This is a genomic window from Paractinoplanes bogorensis (assembly GCF_018829635.1).
In the GTDB taxonomy this organism is placed as follows: Bacteria; Actinomycetota; Actinomycetes; order Mycobacteriales; family Micromonosporaceae; genus Actinoplanes; species Actinoplanes bogorensis.
Genome location: NZ_JAHKKG010000013.1, coordinates 312,736 through 337,493, shown reverse-complemented (window position 1 = coordinate 337,493; position 24,758 = coordinate 312,736). Strand labels below are relative to the sequence as shown.

The following is a 24,758-nucleotide window of genomic DNA, read 5'->3' as shown; positions in this document are numbered from 1 at the left end:
ACCGGTCCGGTGGCAGCAAGCACCGCCCGCAACCCAGGACCGACAGATCACCGGCAAGACACCACGGTCAGTTGGATGGCGGGTCAAACCCCGAACCGCGGGCGGCACCCCACCATCCTCACAGTTGTATGTGGCCGTTCTGCGGCTGCCGTCAGGCGCCGCCTGGGCCTCGCCGCAGGCCCGCGTGCTCCGCCAGACGCACCCTGGGCCCATCCGTGCGCGTGGATGGACGTCACCGTCGGGCCGGGGGCGTGGAAGGCGTTGCGCGGCAAGGGTGGAGTCCGCTGCACGCCCCTCGACGACGGCGTGCTCCGCGTAGGCCCAGTGACCGCCTACTAACTGCCCTGTCGGATCGAGGGCAGCCGGGAATTCCGGGACGGCCCCGCGCGCATACTCGACGCGAAATGACGATTGTCGACAGGAGGGGCCATGTCGGCCGATTACTTCACAGTCGGTTCCTACGACCTGACGATCCAGCAGGACGAAGTGGGCACCGTGCCCGACGGGGTGACCTACAACGGCGCCTCCCGGGGTCTGGTGCTGCGCAGCGCCGGCGATGCACCGTCGCGGATGAGCGCGCACATCGCCTTCACGGCGAACCACGTTCCCGGACCGGGCGCTCTGGGCTTCGCGGTCGGGATCGGCACCGATCGGATCGACGTCTTCACCAGCGTTCCGATCGGCACCTACGACCAGTGGCTCGAGGTGCTCCGAGGCGAGCGGCGAGCCTCGTTCCTGTTCATCTACGACGACGGCGGCGAGGGGAGCTCGCGCGAACTGGCCGTCGTCAAGCTGACGACCGAGTCGAACCCGTTCGACATGTTCGGCACCTCGGAACTGCAGATGGACAAGCTGACCCCGCAGCAGAGCTTCCTGCTCAAGGGGCGGGTCGAGCCCGCTCAGTGATCCCTTCCGTGGTCAGCGCGCAGCCTCGTTGGGCGGCTCTAACAGGCGACTCTTGTGGGGGCTCCCGTGGGCGCTCTCGTGGGCGGCGATCACCCGCAGTGTCGGGTCTTCGCCGTCCGGGGTGCGCAGGCGGTCGGTCAGCAGGAACCCGGGCCGGCGGAAGCGGGCGGCGTGGTCCCGTTCAGACAGAACGAAGGTTCCGCCACGCTGATCCGGCCGCCAGCTGTGACCGAGGGCGTATTCGATGATCGCCCGCACATCATCCGACGTGGGATAGGCGCCGTCCGTCGCGCAGGCACCCCAGGGCGCCGGCCATGCGAGCGACAGCAGATCAGCTTGCAATGCCCGGCTCGTGCGGCCATCGCCCCAGATACGCACGCGGATGCAGCGGTGACAGTCGCCGCTGCCCCGCACATGACTGATCTCGGCCCGCCACGCGAAAACACGCGCGCCGATCCGCAGATGCCTCAGCCGTATCCGCACATCCTCACCCCCGGCCACCGATGATCCCGGATCACCCGACGGCCCGCGACGCCATTTCCCGGGCGGGGCCGGGGCGTGCCAGGCCGAGGCGTGCGGGCCGGACCAGGCCAGACCGGGCGTGCGAGCCAGGCCGAGACGTGCGAGCCAGACCAGGCCGGGCCGGGCGGGCCGGGCGGGCCGGGCGGGCCGGGCGGGCCGGGCGGGCCGGGCGGGCCGGGCGGGCCGGGCGGGCCGGGCGGGCCGGGCGGGCCGGGCGGGCCGGGCGGGCCGGGCGGGCCGGGCGGGCCGAGGCGTGCGAGCCGGACCGAGGCGTGCGAGCCAGGCCAGGCCAGGCCGGGCATGCGGGCCGGGCCGGGGCGTGCAGGCTGGGCCGAGGCGTGCGAGCCGGGCCGGGCCGGGCGAGCCGGGCCTGGGCGTGCGAGCCGGGGCGAGGCGGGCGGTCAGGGCAGTCGCAGGCGGGCCTGGACGGGCAGGTGGTCGCTCGGGAACTGGGTGTCGCGCCGGTAGGTGTTGATCAGCACGGCCGAGACGGTGATTGCCGGGGAGGTCAGGATCCAGTCGATGCGAGGGCCGTCGGGCTGGAGCGGCTGGTAGCCGTGGAACGTGCCGTAGGCCGGGCCACGCACGGGGGCCGTGGTCCAGGTGTCGCGGTAGCCGGCCTGCTCGACGAAGTCGCCGTAGACCTCACTGCTGGCCCCGGCCGGAGTGTTGAAATCGCCGGTCAGGATCGTGGGCAGGCGGGGCTCGAAGGCGGCCACGCGGGTGCGGATCAACTCGGCCGACCGGCGGCGGGCCAGCTCGCTCAGGTTGTCCAGGTGGGTGTTGACGGCGTAGAAGCGTTTGCCGGTGGCCCGGTCGAGGAAGCGCACCCAGGTGACCATGCGGACGGCGAAGCCGTTCCAGGTGTCGGAGCCGGGAACCTCGGGGGTGTCGGAGAGCCAGAAGTTCCCGTACGCCTGCGGGGTCAGCCTCTCCCGCCGGTAGAAGACGGCCATGAACTCGCTGCGGTCGCCGCCGAGACGGCCCTTGCCGAGGAAGTCGTAGCCCGGTCCGAGGTCCGTCTCCAGGTCGTGCAACTGGCCGGCCAGACCTTCCTGGGTGCCGATCAGGTCGGGCTTCTCGGTCGTCAGCAGGCTGCGCATCACCGGGCGGCGCTGGGCCCACGAGTTCGGCTCGGCCGGGCTGCCGAAGCGCAGGTTGAACGTCATCACGTGCAGATCGGCGGGTGCGGCCGGGCCGGCCAGCGCGTCCATCTCCGAGGTGGCGGCACCCCCGGGCGCGGCGGTGACGGAGAGCGCGCTCACAACAGCCAGCACCGCGGAGACCAGCGACCGCAGGGCCGACCGCCGATCAGTGCCGACCCGGCCGACACGCATCGCCATGCGTGAATGATAGTTCGCCGCCCTGTCCGGACGGCGACGTCAGCCGGCCAGCATCTCGGCGAACTCGGCCGGGTCGATGATCGGGATGCCCAGCTTGGCGGCCTTGGTGGCCTTGGCCGTGGTGGTCTCGGAGGTGATCAGGGCCGTGGTGGTGGCCGACACGCTGCCGCTGGCCCGGCCGCCCAGTTCTTCGATGCGCTCGCTGACCGTGGTGCGGGTGTAGCCGGGCACGCTGCCGCTGACCACGTAGGTGCGGCCCTCGAACGGCTTCTCGCCATCGGTCTCGGGGACGCTCATGGTGACGCCGGCCGCGGCCAGCCGGTCGATCACGCCGGACATGGCGACCAGGCCGTCGACCACGTGCTGGGCCTTGATCAGGCCCATCTTGTCGATCTCGGCGATCTCTTCGACCGTGGCCGCGCGCAACGCCTCCATGGTCTTGAACCGGGCGGCCAGCCAGCGGCCGACACTGCGGCCGGTCATCCGGATGCCGAGGCCGGTGATCACGCGGTTGAACGGCTGGCTCTTGCTGCCCTCGAGCGAGGCGACCACCTTGGCCGCGTTGAGCTTGCCGAGCAGCACCACGCCGCCGGCCTTGGTGTTGCCGACCGGCAGCTCGGCCAGCTGCTCCTCGGTGAGGGAGTAGAGGTCGGCCACGTCGTTGGCCAGGCCGGTGTTGACCAGCACGACGCAGAGCGCCTCGCCCGCGCCCTCGACGTCCATCGCCTCGCGGCTGCACCAGTATTCGAGCGCGTTGACGGCGCTGCACGACGCGGTGTGGCAGCGCCAGAGCAGGCTCGACTTGTCCCACGGTTCGCCGCACTGCGGGCACGTCTCGGGCGGGGCCCACGGGGTGAGCCCGTGCGGCTGCTCGCCGATCGGGGCGGTGACCCGCGGGATGACGTCGCCGGCCCGCCACACGGCGACGGTCTGGCCGATGGCGAGGCCCTGTTCCTCGACGAACTTCGGGTTGTGCAGGGTCGCGTAGGTGATCGTGGTGCCGTCGACGAACACCGGGTCGAGCACGGCGCGCAGCGAGATGCGGCCGGTGCGCCCGACCCGAACCTCGATGTCGCGCAGCACGGTCGAGCCGGTGTCGGCCGGATATTTGAAGGCGGCGGCCCAGTAGGGCGTGCGGCTGCCGGAACCGAGCCGGCGCCGGGTCGACTCGAGGTCGGCGGTGAGCACGGCGCCGTCGATCGGGAACTCGAGACTGCGGCGCAGCTCGCCGATGCGCGCGATGGCGGCCAGCGCCTCGTCGCCGTCGGCCGCGACCTGGAACTCGCCGGTCGCCAGCCGCCCGGCCACCGGGAAGCCCAGCTCGACGGCGTGGGTCATCCGGGCGCGGTGGGAGTCGAAGGAGCCGGAGACGTCGTACGCGGAGAAGGTCATCGGGGTTTCGTAGGTGCGGTCGATGCTGCGGATCGAGCCGGCGACCGCGCCGCGCGAGTTGATGAACGCCTTGGCCCCGGCGGCGACCCGGTTGGCGCTGGCCGTCTCGAAGTCGCCGACGGTCATGTAGACCTCGCCGCGGACCTCCCCCGTCCACGGCGTGGCCAGCCGCTCGGGCAGCCCGGCGATGCCCCGGAGCACCTGGGCGGTCACGTTCTCGCCGGTGCTGCCGTCACCGCGGAGCGCGGCCAGGGTCAGCCGGCCCGACTCGTATTCGACCCGGATCGCCAGCCCGTCGAGCTTCACCTCGACCAGGAGCGGTTCGCCGCCGAGTCCGGCCACGAAATCCCGTACGGAATCCTCGTCGTTGATCTTGTCGAGAGACATCATCGGCACCGGATGCCGGACGTCTCCCCCGCTGGACACGCCGGCCGCGACCCGGGTCGTGACGCCGCGGTCGTCCCACTCGGGGTGGGCGCGCTTGGCCTCGGCGATGCGGTCGAGCAGGGCGTCGTAGTCGGCGTCGGTCATCAGCACGTCGCCGGTGTCGTAATACGACTTGGCGGCGGCCTGGACCTGACCGACCGCGGCGGCGAAGTCGGACTCGGTGAGGGCGGTCTCCGTCATGCCGACAACCTAGTTCCCCGGTACGACATTTTCCGGGACCCCGGCTATCCGACGCGGGCGACGGCTCCGTAACCGGTGGCCTCGGCGTCGGTCGGGCGGGACTCGGACTCGGGGCGCCACTCCTGCACCGAGACCAGACCCGGGTCGAGCAGCTCGAGCCCGTCGAAGAACGGCAGCACCCCGGCCCGGGGGCGCGGGCTGAAGCGCGGCTTGATCTTCTCGTTGACCGCGTTCATGGCCGCGATCGTCTCGCCGTCGAGCGGGTCGAACGTGGCGTGCGACAGCACCAGATAGCTGCCCGCCGGCAGGGCGTCGACCAGCGTCTTCACGATGCCGCGGGGGTCCTCGTGGTCCTCGACGAAGTGCAGGATGGCCACCAGCAGCAACGCGATCGGCTGCGACCAGTCGAGCGTGCCGGTGACCGCCGGGTCGGCCAGGATCTTGCCCGGCTCGCGCACGTCGGCGTCGATGTAGGCCGTGGCGCCCTCGTCCGAGCTGGTCAGCAACGCGCGGGCGTGGCTGAGCACGAGCGGGTCGTTGTCGACGTAGACCACACGCGACTCCGGGGCGATGCCCTGCGCCACGTCGTGCACGTTGTTCGCTGTCGGCAGACCGGTGCCGATGTCGAGGAACTGGCGGATCCCGGCCTCACCGGCCAGGTGACGGACGGCGCGCTGCATGAACGCGCGGTTCTCCCTCGCGGCCGTCCGGATCGACGGGAACACGTTGGCGATCGCGTCACCGGCGTCACGGTCGGCCTGGAAGTTGTCCTTGCCACCGAGCCAGTAGTTGTACCGCCGCGCCGGATGCGGCCGCGTCGGGTCGAGTTGCGCGTCGATGCCCATCAGAAGTGCCCGCCATCCGTCGATCGGTTCCGGCCATGATAATGCCAAGACCGACCCTTCCCCCGTACGCGTCCAGCCACCGCCCCTACCCTGGGCGAATGGTCGACGCACCGCCGTGGGACGAGTACAGCCGGGACCGCCCGCGGCCCGGCATGTCCTACCCGATCGGCCGGGACCGGCTCGAGCGGGCGCTGCACGAGACGGGCGCCGCCGTCCGGAGCCTGAGCTACGTCAGCTCCGAACCCGTCCACCCGCTGCCGCCCGAGCACGACCTCATCCAGGTCTTCTGGTTCGGCCGGTCCCGGGGCCGCCGGTTGGCGAACGCGACCCTGCCCCCGGTCGACGCCCTGTGGATGCGGGTGTGGGCCGTCCCGTCCGAGCGGCGCCGCGAGATCGCCGAAGCCCTGCCGGACGTCCTGCCCACCGTGGGCGAGTGGATCGCCGCGGCCCTCAGGCGCGACCCCGGCACGGTCTGGTCCACCGCCGACCATCGGCTGACGGTGCGCCACGGCCCCGGCGGCCTCCGCGTCGACGAGGACTAGGGTTTGTCGTCCGCGGACGGCCGAGGGAGCAGCCAGGCTACGTCAGCCGCGCGTGCGACCGGCCCAGCAGTTCGGCGAGGTCATCGGTCGCGCCGGGCCGGGACGACCGGCCCGCCTCGTAGCGGGCGCGCAGATCGGGGTGGCGGGACAGGTAGCGGTCGACGTAGGCGTCGACCAGGTCCGGGCGGTCGCGGCTGGCCAGCCACTCGATCACCAGCGACGGGTCGGTGTAGTCGGCGGCCCGGGACGTGACGATCCGGTCGGGGTCACTCGCCTCGTCGAACCACGGCAGGACCGCCTCGCGCATCATGGCGGCGAATGCGTCCAGCTTCGCCTCGCGGGTCGCCGGGTCGGTGAGGTCGATCTGGCCGTCCTCGTACGAGCCGTAGAGGTAACCACCGGAACGACCGGAGGCGTAGCCCAGCGGGTGCCCGCAGACGGAGTCGCCGGCCTCGACCCGGGTGCGGCCGGGGTGGGCGCGGCGCCACCTTCGCAGGGCCGGCTCGCGAATGTTCAGCATCGTGCTCACCAGGATCGACTGCCCGGCCCGGTTGTACCGGCTCGACTGGAAATGCACCTGGTGAATGAGCGGGCCGACGCGGCGTTCCAGCCGGGCCGGCCGTAACGACCAGGCGAAGCCGGACGGCTCCAGCGCCGCCCCCAGCCAGGCGCCCGCGGCGGCCACGACATCCTTGGGCGCGGTGCTCTCGATCAGCGCGTCCACAACGATCAACCTACGCGCGCCCGGCCTCGGCCGGGGTCAGGCGGATGAAGTCATCGTCGCGGCGGCCGAACTGGACCTCGGACAGCAGGTGCGAGGGCGACCAGGTGCCGTCGGGGTTTCGGCGCTCGTCGCGCGGGTGGCCCTCCGGAGTGGCGGACCGGCGGATCACCGCCCACGGGCCGGGGCCGTGCAGCGAGTCCACGATCCCGTAGTAGTGGTAGTAGCGCGGCTCCCCCGGGTCCAGCAGCCGGCGCACCGAAATCACGTCGGCTGCGGCGAGCTCGCGCACCGTCTTCCACGGCAGCCGGACGGTGCCGGCCTCGATGGCGGGCCGCAGCGTCATCGCCGGATGCTCCATGAGCGTGTCGTAGACGAACGACTGCTCCGCGAACGCCGCGTCCGCCGACGTGAGGGCCAGCGGCAGAACCATCCGCATCCGGGGCAGGTTGTCCGCGGTCAGCGGCCCGCCGGCGCCCCGCGAAGCCGGCACCGGGTCGTTCCCGGCCAGCAGCGGGCCACCGGGGTCGACCGCCAGCATCGTCGTATCGGTCCAGGTCGCGGCCACCGCGGGATCACACGGCCACTCCGCGCACATCACGTCGCCCTCGAGGACCAGAACATAAAGGCCGGCCCGGGTCCGGTACGCCGCGCGCACGGGACCCGCCGGGGTGTGCCGGCGCAACACGTCGAGACGGTGCAACGGCGGCAGACCCGGCAGTGGGATCAGCGTCTCCAGCCACTGCGACACCACCGGGCCGGCCCAGCTCGCGACCGCGGGCACCAGGCGAGCGGCCTGGATCCGATCGTGATGCGGAGCCACCGGCCGCCCGGCGATGATGTCGGACGACACGTCCCGGCGGATCAGCTGGGACAATGCCGTGGCGGCCGCGGTCCAGGCCGGGACCCGCGGGTCGTCGCGCTCCATGTCGGCCGCCGCTGCACGGAGCGCGATCACCTCGTCGGCCGCCGCCACACCCCGCTCGGGCGGCGGGACCACACCGGTCAGGCGCAGCGACGACGGCGGTTGCGGCGGGCGGGGCCGGGCCACCAGATACCAGCCCGGGCCGCGGTCGGGCAGGCGCGCGTGCCCGGCCACGACCTGGTTGAGCACGATCGCGTGGTCGGCGGCCAGTGCGGCCCAGGCCAGCGGACAGTCCTCGGGCAGGCCCGCCCGCACCGCGGCCAGCAGCGTCGCCTCGCACCGCGGCCAGCCCGTGTCATCCGGCAGCGGGACGGGACCGTCGTGGGCCGACAGCAGTCGGGCCGTCGCCACGGTGTTGGTGCCACGGATCCAGACCGGCAGGTCGGCGCCGAGCGTCCGGCCGATCCGCTCGGCCAGGTGCCGGCCGGCCCGGCTTCCGTCCGGCCCGTAGATGATGATGTGCGGGCCGGCGTGGAGCTGCTCGGCCAGGGTGTCGAGCTGGACGAGCTCCGGTTCGAGCACCACCGCCGAGTCCCGCTGCGCCGGGGGCAGGAGCTCACGCACGAGCGCAGCGGCGTCCACGAACGACCGGCTCTCCAGCCGTACGGCATAGATCACCGGCCCGTGCGCGGTCTCCCAGACGATGACGTAGACCGCCTCGACGATCCCGCGCCGCACCTCACGCGGCGGCCCCGGCGAGCGGGTGAGGCGGATCAGCCACGACTTCGACACAGGCCAATGTTAGGCGGGTCGCCAAAAGACGAGCGCCTAAGTCAGGCGGGCCACCAAAGCGGTCAGCCCGTCCGCGACCGCGCCGAGACCCTCGTCGGGCGGTCCACCGGGCTCGGACATGTATGTGTCCCGGCGAATCTCGATCATCAATGCGCTCACCGCATCCTCGACGCCGTAGTAGTCGAGCGGCACATAGGCACCGGCGAACGGCGTATCAACGGCCGTCGAGTATGCGCCGAACGCATCAATTGCCGCGGCCGACACGGCGGGCGGCGTGTGGAACGCGTCCACGCCCAGGCAGATCTGCGGCCGTGGACCGTCGCCGTGCAGCTCGTACGGCAGCGGCACGGTCGAGTACGAGTGCACGTCGATGATCACGGCCCGGCCGGCCGCGGCCAGGCGGGCGGCGACCAGGTCGGTCATGCGTTGCGCGTACGGATCGAAGTACGTGCGGATCAGTTCGGCGTCGCGGGCCGGATCGTCGTCGCGCAGGCGCCGCCGCGCGTAGCCGTGGGTGTAGACCGCGCCCATCCCCACGGCGCGCATCTCCTCGCGCTCGTCGGGGAACCGCTCGGGGTCGACGACCAGGCGCGACAGCTCGTTGGCGAAGATCCACGGCCGTACGGGGGAAGCAACGGCCGCCCGCAGGGCGATCAGGTCGGTGTGCGCGTCGGTCAGGTGGTCCAGCTCGTCGGCCAGGGCGGCATCGTCCAGGCGCAGTGCGTCCCGGGCCCCCGGCGTGAGCTCCCGTGACGCGTGCGGCACGTGGAGGATCACCGGGGAGCCCGGGTCGCCGGGCAGGATGCTTACCCGGCCAGCGCTGAGCACACCGTGTTCACGATCAGGCGGGTGACCACGTACGGGTCGCAGTTGGCGTTGGGCCGGCGGTCCTCGATGTAGCCCTTGCCGTCCTTCTCGACCTGCCACGGGATGCGCACCGAGGCGCCGCGGTCGGAGACGCCGTAGCTGTACTTGCTCCACGGCGCGGTCTCGTGCATGCCGGTGAGGCGCTCGTCGATGCCGGCGCCGTACCCGGCGACGTGCTCCTCGAGCTTGCCCGGGGCGCCCATCGACTCGCAGGCCGTGATGATCGCCTTGTAGTCCTCGCGCATCGCGTTGGTCGAGAAGTTGGTGTGCGCGCCGGCGCCGTTCCAGTCGCCCTTGACCGGCTTGGGGTCGAGCGTGGCCGACACGTTGTAGTCCTCGGCGATGCGGTAGAGCAGCCAGCGGGCGATCCACAGCTCGTCGGCGACCTGGGGCGCGGCCACCGGGCCGACCTGGAACTCCCACTGGCCGGGCATGACCTCGGCGTTGATGCCGGACAGGTGCAGGCCGGCCTCGAGGCACAGGTCCATGTGGGCCTCGACGATCGCGCGGCCGAAGACCTCGTCGGAGCCGACGCCGCAGTAGTAGCCGCCCTGCGGGGCCGGGTAGCCGCCGCCGATCGGGAAGCCGAGCGGGCGGCCGTCCTTGAAGAAGGTGTACTCCTGCTCGATGCCGAAGATCGGCTCCTGGTCGGCGAACTTCGCCGCGACCTCGGCGCACGCGGCGCGGGTGTTGGTCGGGTGCGGGGTGCCGTCGATCAGCAGGACCTCGCACATGACCAGCACGTTCTTGCCGCCGCGGATCGGGTCGGGACAGACGAAGACCGGCTTGAGCACGCAGTCGGACTTGTCGCCGGGCGCCTGGTTGGTGCTGGAGCCGTCGAAGCCCCAGATGGGCAGCTCGGCGCCGTCCTCGACGATCTTGGTCTTGGACCGCAGCTTGGCGGTCGGCTGCGTGCCGTCGACCCAGATGTATTCAGCCTTGAACGGCAAAACGATCTCCCCACGAAAGCAGAAACGGATCCGGGGATGCTACCGACGGATGATCATGCGTCACTGCACCGTGCGGTGAGAGCATCGACACGCTCCGCGTTAACCGGGACGAAACAGAGGGCGTTTCGCGAATTTTCATCCAGATTGACCACCGAGCGCCTAGCGTCGGGAAGTGCGCTTCCTCAGCAACATCGGCATCGGCGCCCGCCTGGCGGGAGCGTTCACGGGTGTGTGTCTCTGCATGGTGATCGCGCTGGGTCTCGGCCTGTGGGGACAGCACCGGGCCTCGGCCGCCACCGACGACCTGGCCGCATCGGCCGCGCTGCGACGGCAGGCGCTGATGGCCAAGTACGACGCGGCCGACCTCAACGGCTGGCAGAACGGCTACGCCTTCGACATCCTGCGCGGGGTGGCCGGCGCCACCTCGGACTCGGTCGGGCAGCGCAAGAGTTTCCTCACCTCCAGCGCCGCCCTCGAGGAGACGCTGACCGGGTTGCGCAACGCTGACCTCACCGCGGCCGAGGACACCTCACTGGCCGCCGCCGAGGGCTACTACCAGCAGTACATGGCCTCGGACAGCGAGGTGATCCGGCTGTTCCGGGCCGGCACACCGAGGGCCACCGCCCAGGCGGCCGCCCTGGTCGCGGGCCGGACGACCGATCAGATGAAGGCGATCGTCGGCGCGATCGACCAGATCGTGGAGGCCACCACCGCCGAGGCGGCCCGGGCCCGGGTGAACGCCCAGTCGTCGGCGGACACCGCCCGCAACTTCATGATCGTGGCCGGGCTGCTGGCCCTGGCCCTGGCCGCACTGCTGGCCCTGCTGGTCACCCGCAGCATCACCGGGCCGCTGAACGCCACCGTGGACACCCTGCGCGCGGTGGCCGACAAGAACCTGACCGTGCGGGCGCCCGATCAGAGCCGCGACGAGCTGGGCGTGATGGGCCGGGCCCTGAACAGCACGATCGAGGTGCTGCTGCAGGCGTTCAACCGGATCAGCGACCACAGCCGGACCCTCTCCGGCGCGTCCAGCGAGCTGAGCACCGCCTCGAACCGGATCGCCGAGGCCGCGGCCGGCGCCTCCGGCCAGTCGGACCGGGTGGCGTCGTCGGCCGAGGAGGTCTCGCGCAGCGTGCAGACCGTCGCCGCGGGCACCGAGGAGATGAACGCGGCCATCCGCGAGATCTCGGGCAGCGCCAGCCAGGCGGCCGGGGTGGCGGCCAGCGGCGTGGACAGCGCCCGCGAGGCCGGCGAGACCATCAACCAGCTCGGCCGGTCCAGCGCCGAGATCGGCGAGGTGGTCAAGCTGATCACCGCGATCGCCGAGCAGACCAACCTGCTCGCCCTGAACGCGACCATCGAGGCGGCCCGGGCCGGCGAGTCGGGCAAGGGCTTCGCCGTGGTCGCCAGCGAGGTCAAGGATCTGGCCCAGGAGACGGCCAAGGCCACCGAGGACATCGCCGGCCGGGTGCAGGCGATCCAACAGGACACCACCGCCGCGATCGCCGCCATCGACCGCATCAGCCTGATCATCGGCCAGGTCAACGAGCACTCGACGACGATCGCCGCGGCCGTGGAGGAGCAGACCGCGACGACCGCCGAGATGAGCCGCAACATCGTCGAGGCGGCCACCGGCTCGGGCGAGATCGCCGAGAACGTCTCCGGGGTGGCCACGGCGGCCCAGGTGACCGCGGCCGGGGTGGCCGAGGCCCAGGAGACGGCGGAACGCCTCGAGGTGATGTCGCACGAGCTGCAGCAGATCGTCGACCAGTTCCAGCTCAGGCGCTGACCGGGCGGCTCGCCAGCACCAGCGCGACGATCAGCAGCCCGGCGCCGGTCCAGCCCACGACGCCCAGCCGCTCGCCCAGGACGACGACGGCCAGGGCGGTGCCGACCAGCGGTTCGAGCAGCGCCATCAGGGCCGCGGTGCCGGCCGCGGCGGTGCGCAGACCGCGGAAGTAGAACGCGTACGCGATCGCCGTCGGACCCGCCCCGAGCACGAGGAGCAGCCCGAACGCGGCCGGGGTGGCGGTGAAGGTGAGACCGCCGGCCAGCGCGAGCGGGGCCAAAAGCAGCGAGCCGAACGTGAAGCCGAGCCCGGTCGACGCCAGTTCGTCCAGGCCCTCGACCGGGCGGGCGCCGACCAGCGTCATGGTGGCGAACCCGGCCGCCGCGAGCAGCGCGAACGTGCCTCCGGGGACGACCCGATCAAGATCAAGCCCGTTTTCCGGTACGCCCACCAGCAGCGCGAGCCCGAGCAGAGCGAGCCCGGCCGTCGCCGCCACCCGCGGCCCGACCCGCCGCCGCCCGGTCACCGCTTCGAACAGCAGCACCAGCACCGGCGACGCACCGATGGTCAGCAGCGTGGCCAGGCTGACCGTGGTGTGCGCGACGGCCGCGAAGTAGCAGGCCTGGAACTCGGCCGCGAGCAGGCCGAGCACGGCGATCCGGGTCCACGCGGCCCGCCCGCGCGGCCAGGACTGCCGGGTGAACAGCAGGAACGCGACCAGCAGCAGGCCGCCGAGACCGAGCCGGGCCGCGGCCACGCCCAGCGCGGACAGGCCGGACTCACGGGCCAGCAGGGTGCCGATGAGGCCGCCGGTGCCCCACAGGACGCCGGCGATGACAAGCAGAGGAAGCCCGGTGCGGGCACGGGTGATCGAGGTGTCCGGGACAAGCATGGGAAATCGCTCCTGCGACGGGAGAAGGAATCAGGTCGCGGAAGCGGGACGCGCGCCGACGCACGCAGTCGTGAGGGGCGTCCCGCTCAGGCGCGGGGCGGCGAGAAAGCGATGAGGTGCCGGCGCATGAGCCCATGGTAGGCGAGCGCGCTCACGGCGTACGGGAAGGGGGTCTTGATCGGGGGAATCAGGCGGCCGACCTGATCAGTGGCGGACGGCTGCAGCTGGGCGTGAGCCGCGGATCGCCGGAGACGGTGCTGCGCGGGTCCGAGGTGCTCGGTTACCAGCCACCCGAGGGCGTCACCGCGGCCGACCTGGCCCGGTCCAAGACCGGGATCTTCCTGGACGCGATCTCGGGCCAGGTCGTGGCCCGCACCGACCCGGCCCGCACCGGGGTGAGCGGCGGGCTGGCGATCCAGCCCCAGTCCCCCGGCCTGCGCGACCGCGTCTGGTGGGGCGCGGGCACCCGGGCCACCGCGCAGTGGGCGGCCGGGATCGGCGTCAACCTGCAGAGCTCGACGCTGCTCAGCGAGGACACCGGGGTGCCGTTCGACCAGTTGCAGGCCGAGCAGATCGCGCTCTACCGCGAGGCGTGGCAGGCGGCCGGGCACACCCGCGAGCCCCGGGTGTCGGTGTCGCGCAGCGTCCTGCCGATCACCGAGGAGATCGATCGGATCTACTTCGGCGGTCAGGGTTCCGACGACCAGATCGGGTTGCTCGAGGGGGTCCGGTCACGCTTCGGTCGCACGTACGCCGGTGCGCCCGACACGATCGCCGAGGAGCTGGCGGCCGACGCGGCGGTGCAGGCGGCTGACACGGTGCTGTTCACCGTGCCGAATCAGCTGGGTGTCGCCTACAACGCCCGCATCCTGGAAACGATCACGAAGCACATCGCACCGGCCATCGGGTGGAGCGCGTAGCGTTGCCCGCATGACGGCGCCCGACGCCTTCCCGGTGGTGGCGTTCGTCGCCTCCGCGGGTGGGGTCGACGCGTTTCAGCGCGTGCTCGGCGCGCTCCCCCGCTCGTTGCCGGCGACCGTGCTGGTGGCCATGCACCAGGACCCGCACCGCGAGAGCTTCCTGACGCAGATCCTGAGCCGCAGCAGCCGGCTGCCGGTGCGCACGGCCGAGGACGGCGCCGCCCTCACCCCCGGTCAGGTGCTGGTCGTGCCGCCCGGCCGGCACCTGCTGGTCACCGCCGAGGCACGGACGGGCCTGATCGAGGCCGGGGCGCTGCCGCCGGCCCGGCCGTCGGCCGACCTGTTGCTGGCCACGCTCGCGGTCACCTGCGGGGCACGGGCGCTGGCGGTCGTCCTCACCGGGATGGGCCACGACGGGCAGGCCGGCGTGCGGGCGGTGGCGCACTGCGGGGGCACGATCATCGCCCAGGACGAGGCGTCGTCGGCGTTCCCGTCGATGCCGGCCGCGGCCGTGCTGACCGGCAGCGTCCACCAGGTGCTGCCGCTGGACGCGATCGCCGACGCCGTGATCAAACACGTCGAGGCACAGGGTCTGGCCTGATGGCTCTCCGCAGCCGGGTGATCACGTGGCACTATGCCAGGCATGGCGGTGTCGGCGCGGGGCTGGCGGGTCGGGATCAGCATCGGATCCTCCTCCACGGTGGCGATGCTGCGCGCGCCGGGAACCCGGCCGCGGCCGATCCTGCTGGGCGGTTCACCACGTCTGCCGTCGTCGGCGGATCCGGTCTATCCGGGGCACCGCGACCCCCTGCACGCGGGCTCGCTGCTGCCGCACAATCTGGCCCGGATCGCGGGCGAGGTGCACCGGGCGGCCGGCGACGACTACGTCGAGACGACCGTGGGCTGCCCGCCCGAGTGGGACGGTACCCGGCGGGCGGCGCTGGCCGAGGCGGTGACCCGGGCCGGGCTGGGCGGGGTCGAGGTGGTCGCCGAGCACGTGGCGGCCGCGGCCGGGCTTTCGTCGGCGCCGGAGGGTGGCTCGCTGCTGGTGGTGGACGCGGGGGCCAGTAGCTGCGATGTGGGGCTGCTCCGGCGTACGGGGAACGGGTTTGACTCTCTGTCCTTCGAGACCTTCGCCGACACGGGCGGGATGCGGCTCGAGTCCGACCTGGTCGAGCTGATCGGCGGGCGGATCGCGGAGTCGGACCGGGCGCTGTGGCACCGGCTCGACGACCCGCTGACCCCGGTCGACCGCGCGGCGCGGCTTCAGCTGTGGCGCGAGGTGCGCGAGCTCAAGGAACAGCTGTCGGCCGGGGAGTCGGCGACGATCATCGTGCCGATCGGCGGGTACGGACTGACGGTGACCCGAGACGAGTTCGAGGTGCTGGCCCGGCGGGTGTTCGAGCGGGTGGTCCGGGGGTTCCCGGCGGTCGACGAGGTGCTGCTGGTCGGCGGGTCGAGCCGGATCCCGCTGCTGGGCGAGCTGGTCAGCGAGGCGACCGGACGCGAACCGGTCACCGTCAAGGATCCCGGCCTGGTCGTGGCCGAGGGATGCGCGCTGCTGGAGCGGGCGCCGCTCGGTCCGGACGTGCAGTTCACCGTGAATCGGCCGCTGCGGCTGCCACCCAACCGGTGGGAGACGATGGTCGTGTCGTGTGCGCCGTTCCGGCCGGCGTCGGTGCGGATCGTGCCGGAACTGCCGGGCGTCGAGGTTTCCCCGGCCGAGATCGTGCTGGACGAGCCGGAGGCGGAGTTCCGGCTGAAGGTGTCGCCGACCGCGCCCGAGGTGGTTCGCGGATGTGTGCGCGTGTGGTGCGGGCCGGTGGTGATCGCCGAGGTGCCCCTCGTCCTGCCGGTGACGGTGAGCGACTCGGTCCAGGTCGAGCACGGGCCGACACCGATCCCCCGGTTCCGCCGGATCTTCCCGTCCTTCCCGGCGGAGGACCACACGCTGGCCGAGGAGATCGGGGCAGCGGGGCGGGCGCTCGGCGACGGTTTTCTGCAGGAGGTGCTGACCCTGCGCGCCGATCCGTCGGCCGGGGCGCGGTTGCTGACGCTCGTCGGTGAGGCGGACGTGTTCCAGCTGTTCTGGTCGCGGGCGGCCATGGGGTCCGAGCAGTGCCGCGCGGAGTGGGAGTGTGCGGCGGGGCTGGGGCGGCCGGCCTTCCTGCGTCCGTTGGCCTGGGAAGATCCGGCTCCCGTACGCCCCGAGGTGCTGAGTCGGCTGGCCCTGGTTCCGATGCCCGGGGTCGCATCGCCGCCGCCCGTCGTGTCAGCCCCGCCGGTTGCCCCGCGGTCGCCGGCGCCGAGCCCCGGGGTGGCGCCGGTCGCCTGTCTGGAGGTCGACGGCGGGCCGGCGATCCGGCTGGCCGAGCACCGGCCGACGGTGATCGGGACCGCGCCGCAATCGGATCTGCGCCTGGACGATGCCTTCGCGAGCCGCCGGCACGCCGAGATCAGTGCGGCCGGGGGCCGGTTCCTGATCGGCGATCTGGGCAGCACCAACGGCACGGCCGTGAACGGTCGCCGGATCGCCGGGCCGGAGCGGCTGACCCCGGGCGACGTGATCGTGATCGGCAAGACGCGGATGGAATTCGTCGAACGCGCGGTGCCGCCGCCTCCCCCGCCACCGCCTCCCCCTGTTCCGGGGGCTCGCACCTACACCGGCGCACCGTCGCCGTCGGGCTCGCCGGCTCAGTCCGCTGTTCCCGTGCAGCCGGGCGCGCCCATGCCTCCGGAGACCCCGTCGTCGCCACCCGCGCCGTCGGCCGGGAGTGTCTCGGTGGCCATGCTCACCTCGGGGGCCGGTTTGGCGGTGGGTGGGGTCGGATGGTGGCTGCTGTCCCCGTACGCGGAAACGGTTGTCGGTCTGAGTGCCCTGGTGGCCGGGCTCGGCGTCCTCGGGGTGGGACTGCTGCGCCGACGCTGAGGCAGGATGGGGACATGGATGTGCGCCCCGCTTCCGGCCCCGACGACGCCGCGCACGTCGGCGACCTGGTCGACCGCGCGTTCACCCTCTACATCCCGAGGATCGGCCGCAAGCCGATGCCGATGGAGTCGGACTGGACCGCCCTGGTCGGCTCGGGCCGGTGCTGGGTGGCCGTGGACGACCGCGAGATCGTCGGCGTGGTCCATCTGATCCCGGCCGGCGACCACCTCGAGGTCGAGACCCTGGCCGTCTCGCCGCAGGCGCAGGGGCGCGGCGTGGGTGGGCGGCTGCTCGCCTTCGCCGAGGAGCAGGCCCGCGGCCGGGGTCTGCCCGAGGTCAGGCTGTGCACGAACGCGGCCATGACCGAGAACATCGCCTACTACCCGAGGCGCGGCTACGCCGAGACGCACCGCGAGACGCAGCAGGGCTTCAGCCGCGTCTTCTTCACCAAGACCCTGTGACCGGCCGGCTGTTCTGAAAGGCGAGCCGCTCGTCGGCGCCGTCGGCCAGCATCGTCAGCTGATCGTCGAGACCGAGGAAGACCTCCCACGGCTCGCGGCCCGAGAAGGCGGCCAGCCGTTCGACGACCAGCGTCTCGAGGCTCTCCTCGCGCTTGGCCTTCCACACCTTGTCGGCCAGGCTGACCAGCAGATCCTCCAGTTCGACGCCGTCGGCCGTCCACGAACCGTGCGTTCCGGCGAACCGGGCCCGGCGCGGCTCGACCCCACGCTCGAGCAGCAGCCGGTGGCCGGCCGGCTCGTGCCGGGTGCCCGGTCCGGACAGTTCCTCGACGTGGATCGTCTTGCCGATGTCGTGCGTGGCCGCCCCGAACAGCACGGCCTCGCGATCCACGACCAGCCCTGGGTAGGCCAAGGCCAGCCAGTCCACGAGCGACACGGCCACGTCGTGCACCGCCGTCAGGTGGGCCACCAGGCGGGGCGGCGCCGCGAGCTCGGTCAGCAGGGCGGAGGCATCAGGCGGCAAAGGTCGCACCGGGCCAGACTATCGTCGGCTGTCATGGTGGATCTTGGCTCGGTGACCTGTCCGTCCGGTCAGCTGGTGATCATGGACGGCGGCTATCTGGAGATGTGGTCCGGCGATCAGGTGCCGGACGACGAGGAGCGCCCGGCCGTCGACTTCGAAGTGGTGGGGCTGGACGCCGAGGCCGCGGCCGGGTCGTTCGGCCGGCAGACCGGCACCCGGCTCTACGACATCCCGGCGCATGCGGTCGACGAGTTCACCGCCACGTTCGACGCGCACTGCCGGGAGCAGGGGCACAGCGCGCGGATGCGGGCGTTCGAGCAGCCGGTCCCGCACCGGGAACGGGTGCGGCACGCGATCGCCGACCGGGAGCCGGGGTTCATCGTGATGGGTGTGCCCGTTCTGGCCATCGAGGTGCCGAACGACCGGCCGCTGCCGGTCACCGCGGTGCCCGGCGAGAACGGCTGGTGGCAGTCGATGCGGATCGAGCTGACCGACCGGCCGGTCGCCGACTCGTGGACGTTCTTCGAGATCGGGGTCGACTGGGCCCGGTTCGTCTTCGCCGACGCCGACGCGCTGACCGCGTGGGAGCACCACAAGCCCCTGGACGGCCGGGCCGACCTGGTGTTCTGGGGCCGCGACGCGGAGTCGGTGGCGGCCGGGTTCGACGCGCCCCGGATCGACGACTCCACGTACGGCTGGGTCGATCTGCCGGTGCGGGACGCGTACGAGCGGGGGCTGGCCGTCGAGGAGCGGCACAACCAGCCGGGCGGGCCGAAGTTCGCCTACGACTTCCGGCCGCACTCGCACCACTGGGAGGTGATGGCCCTGGTGCGCGCGTCGGAACACGAGGCGGGCGTGATCACCGTGGCCGGGGCCGACGTGCTGATGGCGATGACCTCGGTCGGCGACGGCTTCTTCCCGGTTCAGCTCGACATCGACGCCGACGGGCGGCCGGTGTCACTCCGGATCGACATCAGCGGCGGCCCACTCCCCGAGAGCGACGATCAACGGCAACAGTGAGGCGTCGGCGGGATCCGGGCCGGGACGCTGCCGTCCGGCGCCGGTACGTGTTCACCACCCGCTCCTCGTCGACAGCGGCATGCACAGGCAACTTCAAGAGCCTTGGCGTACGCTCGTGGGCCGTGCCGCCGCACTGCTGGGCGAGACTCCCGGCACCGCGGCGGACCGCCTGGTCACGTTGCTCGACGGCCCGCTGCCGGCTGGGCTCAGCGCGTTCCGGCGGGGCCGGTGGACGGGCCCGGGTTCGACCCGAGTGACGCCGCCCGGCTCGCCGAGCGGTTAGATGGACTCGCACGACGGCAGGACAGACGACCCTAGGGGGCAGAAGCGTGCCGACGCCGTTCACCGTGGCCCGGGCCGAGGCCGGGAGCCTGGCGCATTTTCCCGACATCGTGCGGCTGCTCGACGGCCGTCTGCTGGCGACCTATCGCGAGGGGGCCGGCCACGTACGGTCGGACGGCCGGATCGCCCTGGTCGAGAGCGGCGACGGCGGCCGGACGTGGTCGGAGCCGTGGGTGGCGGTCGACGGCGAGTTCGACGACCGCGATCCGAAACTGTGCCGGCTGGCCGACGGCACCGTGCTGCTCAGCTACTTCGTGATCGACTGGAGCACGCCGGCGCTGCACACCACGCACGGCACCTACGTGCATCGCAGCACCGACGGCGGCCATACCTGGAGCGAGCCGATTCCGGTGGGCACCGCCATGATCGACGAGGGTGGCCGGTTGACGCCCGCGGTGCCGACGTGGGCCGCCTCGCACGGTGGCGCCGCCGAGCTGCCGGGCGGCGACATCCTTCTTCCCCTGTACGGTCGTCTGCCCGGCCGCACCTGGCAGCGCGCGACGGTGGTGCGCAGCACGGACGGCGGGCGCACCTGGCCCGCCGGGAGCGAGGTGCTGCTGGCCGAGGGCGACGGCGTCCACTTCCAGGAGCCGACGCTGACCGTGCTGGCCGGCGGCGAGGTCATCGCGCTGATCCGCACCACGGCCGACCAGGCCTGGCTGTGCCGCTCGACCGACGGCGGCCACACCTGGACCGACCCGCAGCCGACCGACATGCCCGCCTCGTCGCACCACGCGTTGCCGTTGAGCACCGGTGAGGTCCTGGTGACGTACGGGGACCTCTCGAAACGCTTCTCCGAGCACCGCGACACCGTCGGACGTCTGGTGCGCGACCCGGCCAAGACCTGGGACGGATACCCGGACGTGCCGCTCTACGACTCCGGGCATCCCGACCAGGCCAACCCGTCGAGCGTCGAGGTCGAGCCGGGGCGGTTCCTGACGCTGAGCTTCGACGTACGCGAGGCGACCGTCGTCGGGGTGTTCACCACACCCGCCGACTATCCGGAGGTCTAAACCGGGGCGGTGGCCGACCGATGGTGGCTGCCGTGACAGTGCTCTGGGTTCTGGCCGTCGTGGCGGCCGCCGTGGTCGCGTACGCGCTGGGAAGCCGCCGGCGTCCGCCCGTCGCGGTCGAGCCGGAGCCTGCGGGCGCCGACTGGCAGGCCGAGCTGGACGAGCTGCGGGCCGAGCGCGAGCACCACCTGGCCGACGCCCAGCAGACGCAGCGCAAGGTCAACCACCAGTTGCGCCGCCGGGCCCGCGAGGCCATCGACGACACCGGCACCCTGATCCGCGAGCGCCTGACCGAGGTGGTCGAGCAGGTCGGCGCGGCCCGCGAGGCGGCCACCGCCACCCGGGGCCGGGTCACCGTCACCAGTGCGGCCGCGGCCGAGATGGTGCGCCGGGCCCGCAGCGCCGACGAGGCCGCGACCACCCTGAACACCAGCCTGCACCAGGTGGCCGGGGTCGCCGGGGTGATCCGCGAGATCGCCGCCCAGACCCGGATGCTGGCCCTCAACGCCACCATCGAGGCGGCCCGGGCCGGGGCGGCCGGCAAGGGCTTCGCGGTCGTCGCCAACGAGGTGAAGAACCTGGCCAACACCACCGCCGAGTCGACCGAGCAGATCGCCGCGACGATCGCCGCGCTCGAGGCCGACGTCGCCGCGATGGGTGCCACGCTGAACGCCATCGCGGGCGGGGTCGGCGAGATCGAGCACGAGATGGACCTGCTCGGCGGCATCGCCGACGACCAGCACCGCACCGTCGAGCGGCTGAACACCACGGTCGACGCGACGATGGCCCGGATCCAGGACCTGTCCGAGGTGGCCGAACGCCTGGAACGCCGCCGCAACGAGCGGATGGCCGCGGCCGGGCCGGTCACCGTCCGCGTCGCGGGCCGCGCGGCGGCCGAGGGGCGCCTGGTCGACCTCAGCTCGGACGGGCTCGGCTGTCTGCTGCCGGCCGATGCGGCCGTCGGTGTCGGCGACCGGGCGACGGTCGAGGTCGTGATGGGCGGTGCGACGTTCGGGGTGAGCGGCGACGTGGTGCGCCGGGCCGACCGCGAGGACGGGCGCGAGCTGGGCCTGCGGCTGACCACGGTGGACGCGGCGGCGCGGCGGCAGATCGAGGCGTACGTGACCTCGGCCCTGGCCGCCTCCTAGCGTCCGGCCTTGTAGTCGAGGCTGAGGCTGCGCGCGTGGTCGTTCACCGTCTGCAGCTGGTCGCCGGTGAGCCGGCGCGCGTCCCAGATCAGCTCGGCCACCACGCGCGCCTCCCGGTGGACCTTGACCTGGGCCGCCGACACGTCGACGCCGGTGAGCGCCATCAGGTCGGCCGGGGTGAGGTCGAGCATGACGCCGAGGCCGGCCAGCAGATCGGGTTCGAGCGGCAGCCGGTCCGCGGCGATGGCCCGGACCGTCGCCGGCGACAGCATCGGGCCGTGGCCCACGCCGTACAGGAAGCGGACGATCCCGTTCCAGTCGAGATTACGGTTGTGCAGGAGGCGGATCACCAGGGCGGCGGCGGTGTCCGGATAGGACTCCCACGGCCGGGGCTCGACGGGCTCGCCCGGGTGCGGCTGCGTGGGCAGCGACCGGACGAGTTCGCGCAGCTCGGGAACGGCGCCCGGCACATAGGTGAGCGTCCACGGCAGACTCCCGATCCGGGCTGTCCTGGTCGTGTGGTGCGGCGCCAGGTCGTCGGGCACGGGCCGGCCCGCGATCACGAACAGGTCGCTGACGTGCAGCCCGAGGATCGGAGCCAGCGAGCGCAGCCGGGCGGAACCCGGCTCGGCGTCGGTCCGGGCCGGCAGATCGAGTCCGCGCACCTCGGCCAGGCGCGTCAGCAGTTCGGGGAACGGCGCGAGATCAGGCATGGCCGCAAGGTACAACGCCGGTCACTGCATGGCGTTGGCCGCCGGATGGTCGAAGGACGCAGATCTCAGGGCCCGCTTCCGCCCAGACAGACGAATCCGGTGCCCGCCGCGGCGCCCGCGAGCGCCGACGCCGGGTTGTGTCCCGATGCGAGTGCGCGGTGGAACCGGACCATCGTCTCCTGCGCCGCCTCGTCGGCGACCCGGGCCACACTGGCCACGACGGTCGCCGTCCCGGACGCGAGCAGCGCCGACGCCATCCCGAACGTCTCGTCCCCCGGCCGCACCTCACTCAGTCCCAGCTCACAACTCGACAGCACGACCAGCCGGGGCGGGCGGGCCAGGCGCTGCAGGTCGTAGCCGAGCACCGAGCCACCGGCCAGTTCCAGCTCGGAGAAAAGCGCGTTCTCGGCCACGTGCCGCCCGTGCGCCGCGACGTGCGCGATCCCGGCCCCGTCGAGCGCGGCCAGCGTCTCGGCCGGGGCGGCCCGCTCCCCCGTGAGCACGGTCGCCCCCGGATGCAGGGCAGCGATCCCGGTGATCTCCTCCGCCCCGCGCTGGTTTCCCGGCCCCGCCACGAGAACAACCCGCCCGTCGGCGGCCGACGTCAGCGGCGCAACCGAACGGCCGCGGTCCAATGAACGCGAGCGGCTGAGCCATGCGGTGGCGGACGGCGCGACAGTGACGGGCCGTCCCGCGCAGCAGGGCAGCAGTGCCCACGGGGCCGTCATGAGCAGGCCGGTCGGCACGACGACCAGGTCCCGATCGCCGATCAACGCGGCGATCGGGTCGAGTACGGCGCGCTGGAGGGCCTCGGCATCCGTCCGGGTGGCCTCGGCGATGGCGATCTCGAGGCGTTTCGGCAGCGCCCGCCCGGCCGCGGTGTCGAGGTCGGCCCGCAACCGCAGCACCGCCTCCTCGACCACCGCCCACTCCCCCAGCCGCACCACAGCCGAGCGCTTCCCCGTGATGACCAGAGCTTCCAGCCAGGACCGATTTCGCACGTACGCCACCAGCGCCGCCCCGCCGAGCCCCGCGCGCACCGCCCCGAGCGAGGCAATCGCACTCCCACCCCGCCCGGCCGCGCCCCGGTTCACGGCCGCTTCGCCGGCGCGCGGTCCGCGCTCGCCACACACCGCCGCCGCAGCTGTCTCGTGAGCCGCGAGCCGACCGGCTCCTCGCACGGACCAGGCGTTCTCGCGGATCCGCCGTTCCAACGCCTCGGCTCGTCCTCGCAGGGCAATCGGCGGCCGACCCGCCACTTCGGCTTCCCGCAGCGCGAACCGTGTCTGCCGCAGGTCCTCGAGATCGGCCGCGACGGCGGGATCGTCCGGCGGCCGCACCGGAGGTAGCAGCAACGCCTGTGCCCGGGCCCGCTCGGACCAGCGATGAACGGCCGCCGGCGAGCCGCTCTCCAGAGCCGCCGCCAGCCCGGCCGCCGCCAGGTCATGCCCGTGCGCCGAGGCACCCGTCTGCAGATCCAGGCACCCGAACCTGGCCCGGTGCCGGTGCAGCGCATTCATGCCCGCAACCAGATGCCGCTCGGCTTCGGCGGCACGCCCGGCCGCCCGCGCGATCTCGGCTCGCGTGAGCCACCGCAACAGCCGCGTGTCGAGCCGCTCATGCCGCCCGCCCCCGCCGTACCGCAAGAGCAGCCGCTCAGCATCCCGGCCGGCGACCGGCGCTCCCGCCGGGGCACCCGGCGACCCGCCCACGATCATCGCGCGAGCCGCGGTCAGCGCGGCCACCGCCGAGTCCTCGTGCAGGCCCAGCCGCCGCAGCTCGGCGGCCGAGCGCCGCGCCCGGGCCGCCACGGTCGCCGAGAGCGGCGCGGCCCGCAACGACAGCAGGGCGGCCAGCGCGGCCCGCCGCGGATTGCGGCGACGGAGAAAAGCAGCGCGTGCCTCGTCGGCCCACCCGGCGGCCGCTTCGAGCCGTCCGGATAGGAGCGCGGCCTCGGCCCGTACGTGCAAAGCCTCGGCCACCGTGTTGTCCTGCCCCTGCTCGCGGGCCCGGTCGACGGCGAAGGCCAGCTCCCGGTCGGCGGCCTGGAAGAGACCGGCCGCGACCAGCGCGCGGGCCTGCTCGACGGCCAGGGTCGGCAGGCGGCCGGGGACGACCGAGGCATAGGTGGTGCGCGAGGTGGTGAACGCGCCCAGCGCGGCCGGCAGGTCGCCGCGGACGACGTCCAGGCAGGCCAGGTTCACCTCGAGCAGCGCCGAGCCGAGGGCGAACTCGTGGCGGCGGCACAGGCGCAGGGCCCGGGTCATGTCGTCGCGGGCGGGACCGGCCCGGCCCGCCTCCAGGTGCAGCATGCTGCGGTTGTTCAGCACCTTGGCCAGGTCGAGCGGGTCGGTCAGGCCGGCCACCGCGCGGTCGAACTCTCCCGTCGCGCGGTCGGCCCGGCCGTTGCGGCTGAACAGCGCGGCCCGCTGGGCGTGCACCAGCGGACGGCCGCCGGGCGGGGTGAGCGGCTCGGCCTCGTCGAGCAGGCGCAGGCCCAGGTCGACCCGGCCGCGTTCGGCCTCGGCCCAGGCCAGGGTCACCAGCACCCGGGCCCGGGCCGGCTCGTCATCGGCGGGGACCAGGCGCAGTGCGGCCCGCAGCCGGCGCACGGCCAGGGCGGGCCGTCCGTCGTC

General features: G+C 73.0%; 23 protein-coding genes and 1 pseudogene. 12 read left to right on the top strand and 12 right to left on the bottom strand.

Features of this window, described 5'->3' with window-relative positions; genetic code table 11:
• Positions 1-207 precede the first annotated feature (207 nt).
• Positions 208-339, top strand: a pseudogene (locus KOI35_RS49160) (molybdenum cofactor biosysynthesis protein); the annotation flags it as partial.
• Between the two features lie 90 nt (positions 340-429).
• Complete coding sequence (locus KOI35_RS37290; RefSeq protein WP_215793440.1) at positions 430-906, top strand: hypothetical protein; 477 nt, start codon at positions 430-432, stop codon at positions 904-906.
• 12 nt (positions 907-918) lie between these two features.
• On the opposite strand, the gene KOI35_RS37285 is transcribed toward KOI35_RS37290, so the two are convergent.
• From KOI35_RS37285 to KOI35_RS37270, 4 genes are all read right to left on the bottom strand, one after another.
• Entirely contained in the window at positions 919-1,389 is a 471-nt protein-coding gene (locus tag KOI35_RS37285) for an integrase (RefSeq protein ID WP_215793438.1), read from the bottom strand.
• Positions 1,390-1,829: 440 nt separating this feature from the next.
• Positions 1,830-2,771, bottom strand: a complete 942-nt coding sequence (locus tag KOI35_RS37280; RefSeq protein WP_215793436.1) for an endonuclease/exonuclease/phosphatase family protein — start codon at positions 2,769-2,771, stop codon at positions 1,830-1,832.
• 39 nt (positions 2,772-2,810) lie between these two features.
• Positions 2,811-4,790 carry an NAD-dependent DNA ligase LigA gene (gene ligA, locus KOI35_RS37275; protein WP_215793434.1) on the bottom strand — a complete coding sequence of 660 codons (1,980 nt, stop codon included), beginning with the start codon at positions 4,788-4,790 and terminating at the stop codon, positions 2,811-2,813.
• Positions 4,791-4,834: 44 nt separating this feature from the next.
• Complete coding sequence (locus KOI35_RS37270; RefSeq protein ID WP_215793432.1) at positions 4,835-5,635, bottom strand: SAM-dependent methyltransferase; 801 nt, start codon at positions 5,633-5,635, stop codon at positions 4,835-4,837.
• A gap of 98 nt (positions 5,636-5,733) precedes the next feature.
• On the opposite strand from KOI35_RS37270, the gene KOI35_RS37265 reads away from it, so the two are divergent.
• A complete protein-coding gene (locus KOI35_RS37265; protein ID WP_215793430.1) occupies positions 5,734-6,177 on the top strand; it encodes a hypothetical protein in 444 nt (147 codons plus the stop codon).
• Positions 6,178-6,214: 37 nt separating this feature from the next.
• Here KOI35_RS37265 and KOI35_RS37260 read toward each other — a convergent pair whose 3' ends face one another.
• Genes KOI35_RS37260 through glnII form a run of 4 tightly spaced genes read right to left on the bottom strand, consistent with a single transcriptional unit; the run spans position 6,215 to position 10,372 of the window.
• Positions 6,215-6,901, bottom strand: a complete 687-nt coding sequence (locus KOI35_RS37260) for a hypothetical protein (protein WP_215793428.1) — start codon at positions 6,899-6,901, stop codon at positions 6,215-6,217.
• Between the two features lie 10 nt (positions 6,902-6,911).
• Complete coding sequence (locus tag KOI35_RS37255) at positions 6,912-8,555, bottom strand: hypothetical protein (RefSeq protein WP_215793426.1); 1,644 nt, start codon at positions 8,553-8,555, stop codon at positions 6,912-6,914.
• Positions 8,556-8,591: 36 nt separating this feature from the next.
• Positions 8,592-9,383: an N-formylglutamate amidohydrolase gene (locus KOI35_RS37250; protein WP_215793423.1), complete on the bottom strand. Its 792-nt coding sequence runs from the start codon at positions 9,381-9,383 to the stop codon at positions 8,592-8,594.
• Positions 9,362-10,372: a glutamine synthetase gene (glnII, locus tag KOI35_RS37245; protein ID WP_215793421.1), complete on the bottom strand. Its 1,011-nt coding sequence runs from the start codon at positions 10,370-10,372 to the stop codon at positions 9,362-9,364. Before glnII ends, KOI35_RS37250 begins: the two co-directional genes overlap by 22 nt.
• 172 nt (positions 10,373-10,544) lie before the next feature.
• Between glnII and KOI35_RS37240 the strand changes: the two genes are divergently transcribed.
• Positions 10,545-12,161: a methyl-accepting chemotaxis protein gene (locus tag KOI35_RS37240; RefSeq protein WP_215793419.1), complete on the top strand. Its 1,617-nt coding sequence runs from the start codon at positions 10,545-10,547 to the stop codon at positions 12,159-12,161.
• On the opposite strand, the gene KOI35_RS37235 is transcribed toward KOI35_RS37240, so the two are convergent.
• On the bottom strand, positions 12,151-13,053 hold the full coding sequence (locus tag KOI35_RS37235; protein ID WP_215793417.1) for a DMT family transporter: 903 nt from the start codon (positions 13,051-13,053) through the stop codon (positions 12,151-12,153). The two genes, KOI35_RS37240 and KOI35_RS37235, sit on opposite strands and share 11 nt — an antisense overlap.
• Positions 13,054-13,187: 134 nt before the next feature.
• Here KOI35_RS37235 and KOI35_RS37230 point away from each other — a divergent pair, with 134 nt between their 5' ends.
• From KOI35_RS37230 to KOI35_RS37215, 4 genes are read left to right on the top strand one after another with little or no spacing between them, the layout of a single operon-like run.
• The gene (locus KOI35_RS37230) at positions 13,188-13,973 is read left to right on the top strand and encodes an LLM class flavin-dependent oxidoreductase (protein ID WP_246614345.1); all 786 of its coding nucleotides are present in this window, start codon (positions 13,188-13,190) and stop codon (positions 13,971-13,973) included.
• 10 nt (positions 13,974-13,983) lie between these two features.
• Positions 13,984-14,574 (top strand): chemotaxis protein CheB, encoded by a 591-nt coding sequence (locus KOI35_RS37225; protein ID WP_215793414.1) that lies wholly within the window; start codon positions 13,984-13,986, stop codon positions 14,572-14,574.
• A gap of 42 nt (positions 14,575-14,616) precedes the next feature.
• A complete protein-coding gene (locus tag KOI35_RS37220) occupies positions 14,617-16,902 on the top strand; it encodes an Hsp70 family protein (RefSeq protein ID WP_215793412.1) in 2,286 nt (761 codons plus the stop codon).
• Positions 16,903-16,916: 14 nt separating this feature from the next.
• Complete coding sequence (locus KOI35_RS37215) at positions 16,917-17,363, top strand: GNAT family N-acetyltransferase (RefSeq protein ID WP_215793409.1); 447 nt, start codon at positions 16,917-16,919, stop codon at positions 17,361-17,363.
• Here the strand turns inward: KOI35_RS37215 and KOI35_RS37210 are convergent.
• Positions 17,347-17,895: a phosphohydrolase gene (locus KOI35_RS37210; RefSeq protein WP_215793407.1), complete on the bottom strand. Its 549-nt coding sequence runs from the start codon at positions 17,893-17,895 to the stop codon at positions 17,347-17,349. The genes KOI35_RS37215 and KOI35_RS37210 overlap by 17 nt on opposite strands.
• A gap of 24 nt (positions 17,896-17,919) precedes the next feature.
• On the opposite strand from KOI35_RS37210, the gene KOI35_RS37205 reads away from it, so the two are divergent.
• The 4 genes from KOI35_RS37205 (at position 17,920) to KOI35_RS48615 (ending at position 21,409) form a co-directional block, all read left to right on the top strand.
• Complete coding sequence (locus KOI35_RS37205) at positions 17,920-18,906, top strand: hypothetical protein (protein ID WP_215793404.1); 987 nt, start codon at positions 17,920-17,922, stop codon at positions 18,904-18,906.
• 115 nt (positions 18,907-19,021) lie between these two features.
• A complete protein-coding gene (locus KOI35_RS37200) occupies positions 19,022-19,189 on the top strand; it encodes a hypothetical protein (RefSeq protein WP_215793402.1) in 168 nt (55 codons plus the stop codon).
• 46 nt (positions 19,190-19,235) lie between these two features.
• On the top strand, positions 19,236-20,261 hold the full coding sequence (locus KOI35_RS37195) for a sialidase family protein (RefSeq protein WP_215793400.1): 1,026 nt from the start codon (positions 19,236-19,238) through the stop codon (positions 20,259-20,261).
• A 32-nt stretch (positions 20,262-20,293) separates the two neighbouring features.
• Positions 20,294-21,409 (top strand): methyl-accepting chemotaxis protein, encoded by a 1,116-nt coding sequence (locus tag KOI35_RS48615; RefSeq protein ID WP_308121320.1) that lies wholly within the window; start codon positions 20,294-20,296, stop codon positions 21,407-21,409.
• Here KOI35_RS48615 and KOI35_RS37185 read toward each other — a convergent pair.
• On the bottom strand, positions 21,406-22,122 hold the full coding sequence (locus KOI35_RS37185) for a hypothetical protein (RefSeq protein WP_215793395.1): 717 nt from the start codon (positions 22,120-22,122) through the stop codon (positions 21,406-21,408). The genes KOI35_RS48615 and KOI35_RS37185 overlap by 4 nt on opposite strands.
• A gap of 65 nt (positions 22,123-22,187) precedes the next feature.
• Positions 22,188-24,734, bottom strand: coding sequence for a CHAT domain-containing protein (locus KOI35_RS48610; RefSeq protein ID WP_215793393.1), 2,547 nt, complete (start codon positions 24,732-24,734; stop codon positions 22,188-22,190).
• Positions 24,735-24,758 lie beyond the last annotated feature (24 nt).

What these genes read in the sequence shown, in the direction of transcription:
- KOI35_RS37290 (WP_215793440.1), top strand. Translation starts at nt 430, where the DNA reads ATGTCGGCCGATTACTTCACAGTCGGTTCCTACGACCTGACGATCCAG.
- KOI35_RS37280 (WP_215793436.1), bottom strand. Translation starts at nt 2,771, where the DNA reads ATGGCGATGCGTGTCGGCCGGGTCGGCACTGATCGGCGGTCGGCCCTG.
- KOI35_RS37225 (WP_215793414.1), top strand. Translation starts at nt 13,984, where the DNA reads ATGACGGCGCCCGACGCCTTCCCGGTGGTGGCGTTCGTCGCCTCCGCG.
- KOI35_RS37220 (WP_215793412.1), top strand. Translation starts at nt 14,617, where the DNA reads ATGGCGGTGTCGGCGCGGGGCTGGCGGGTCGGGATCAGCATCGGATCC.
- KOI35_RS37230 (WP_246614345.1), top strand. Translation starts at nt 13,188, where the DNA reads ATGGTAGGCGAGCGCGCTCACGGCGTACGGGAAGGGGGTCTTGATCGG.
- ligA (WP_215793434.1), bottom strand. Translation starts at nt 4,790, where the DNA reads ATGACGGAGACCGCCCTCACCGAGTCCGACTTCGCCGCCGCGGTCGGT.
- KOI35_RS37215 (WP_215793409.1), top strand. Translation starts at nt 16,917, where the DNA reads ATGGATGTGCGCCCCGCTTCCGGCCCCGACGACGCCGCGCACGTCGGC.
- KOI35_RS37270 (WP_215793432.1), bottom strand. Translation starts at nt 5,635, where the DNA reads ATGGGCATCGACGCGCAACTCGACCCGACGCGGCCGCATCCGGCGCGG.
- KOI35_RS37235 (WP_215793417.1), bottom strand. Translation starts at nt 13,053, where the DNA reads ATGCTTGTCCCGGACACCTCGATCACCCGTGCCCGCACCGGGCTTCCT.
- KOI35_RS37205 (WP_215793404.1), top strand. Translation starts at nt 17,920, where the DNA reads ATGGTGGATCTTGGCTCGGTGACCTGTCCGTCCGGTCAGCTGGTGATC.
- KOI35_RS37185 (WP_215793395.1), bottom strand. Translation starts at nt 22,122, where the DNA reads ATGCCTGATCTCGCGCCGTTCCCCGAACTGCTGACGCGCCTGGCCGAG.
- KOI35_RS37265 (WP_215793430.1), top strand. Translation starts at nt 5,734, where the DNA reads ATGGTCGACGCACCGCCGTGGGACGAGTACAGCCGGGACCGCCCGCGG.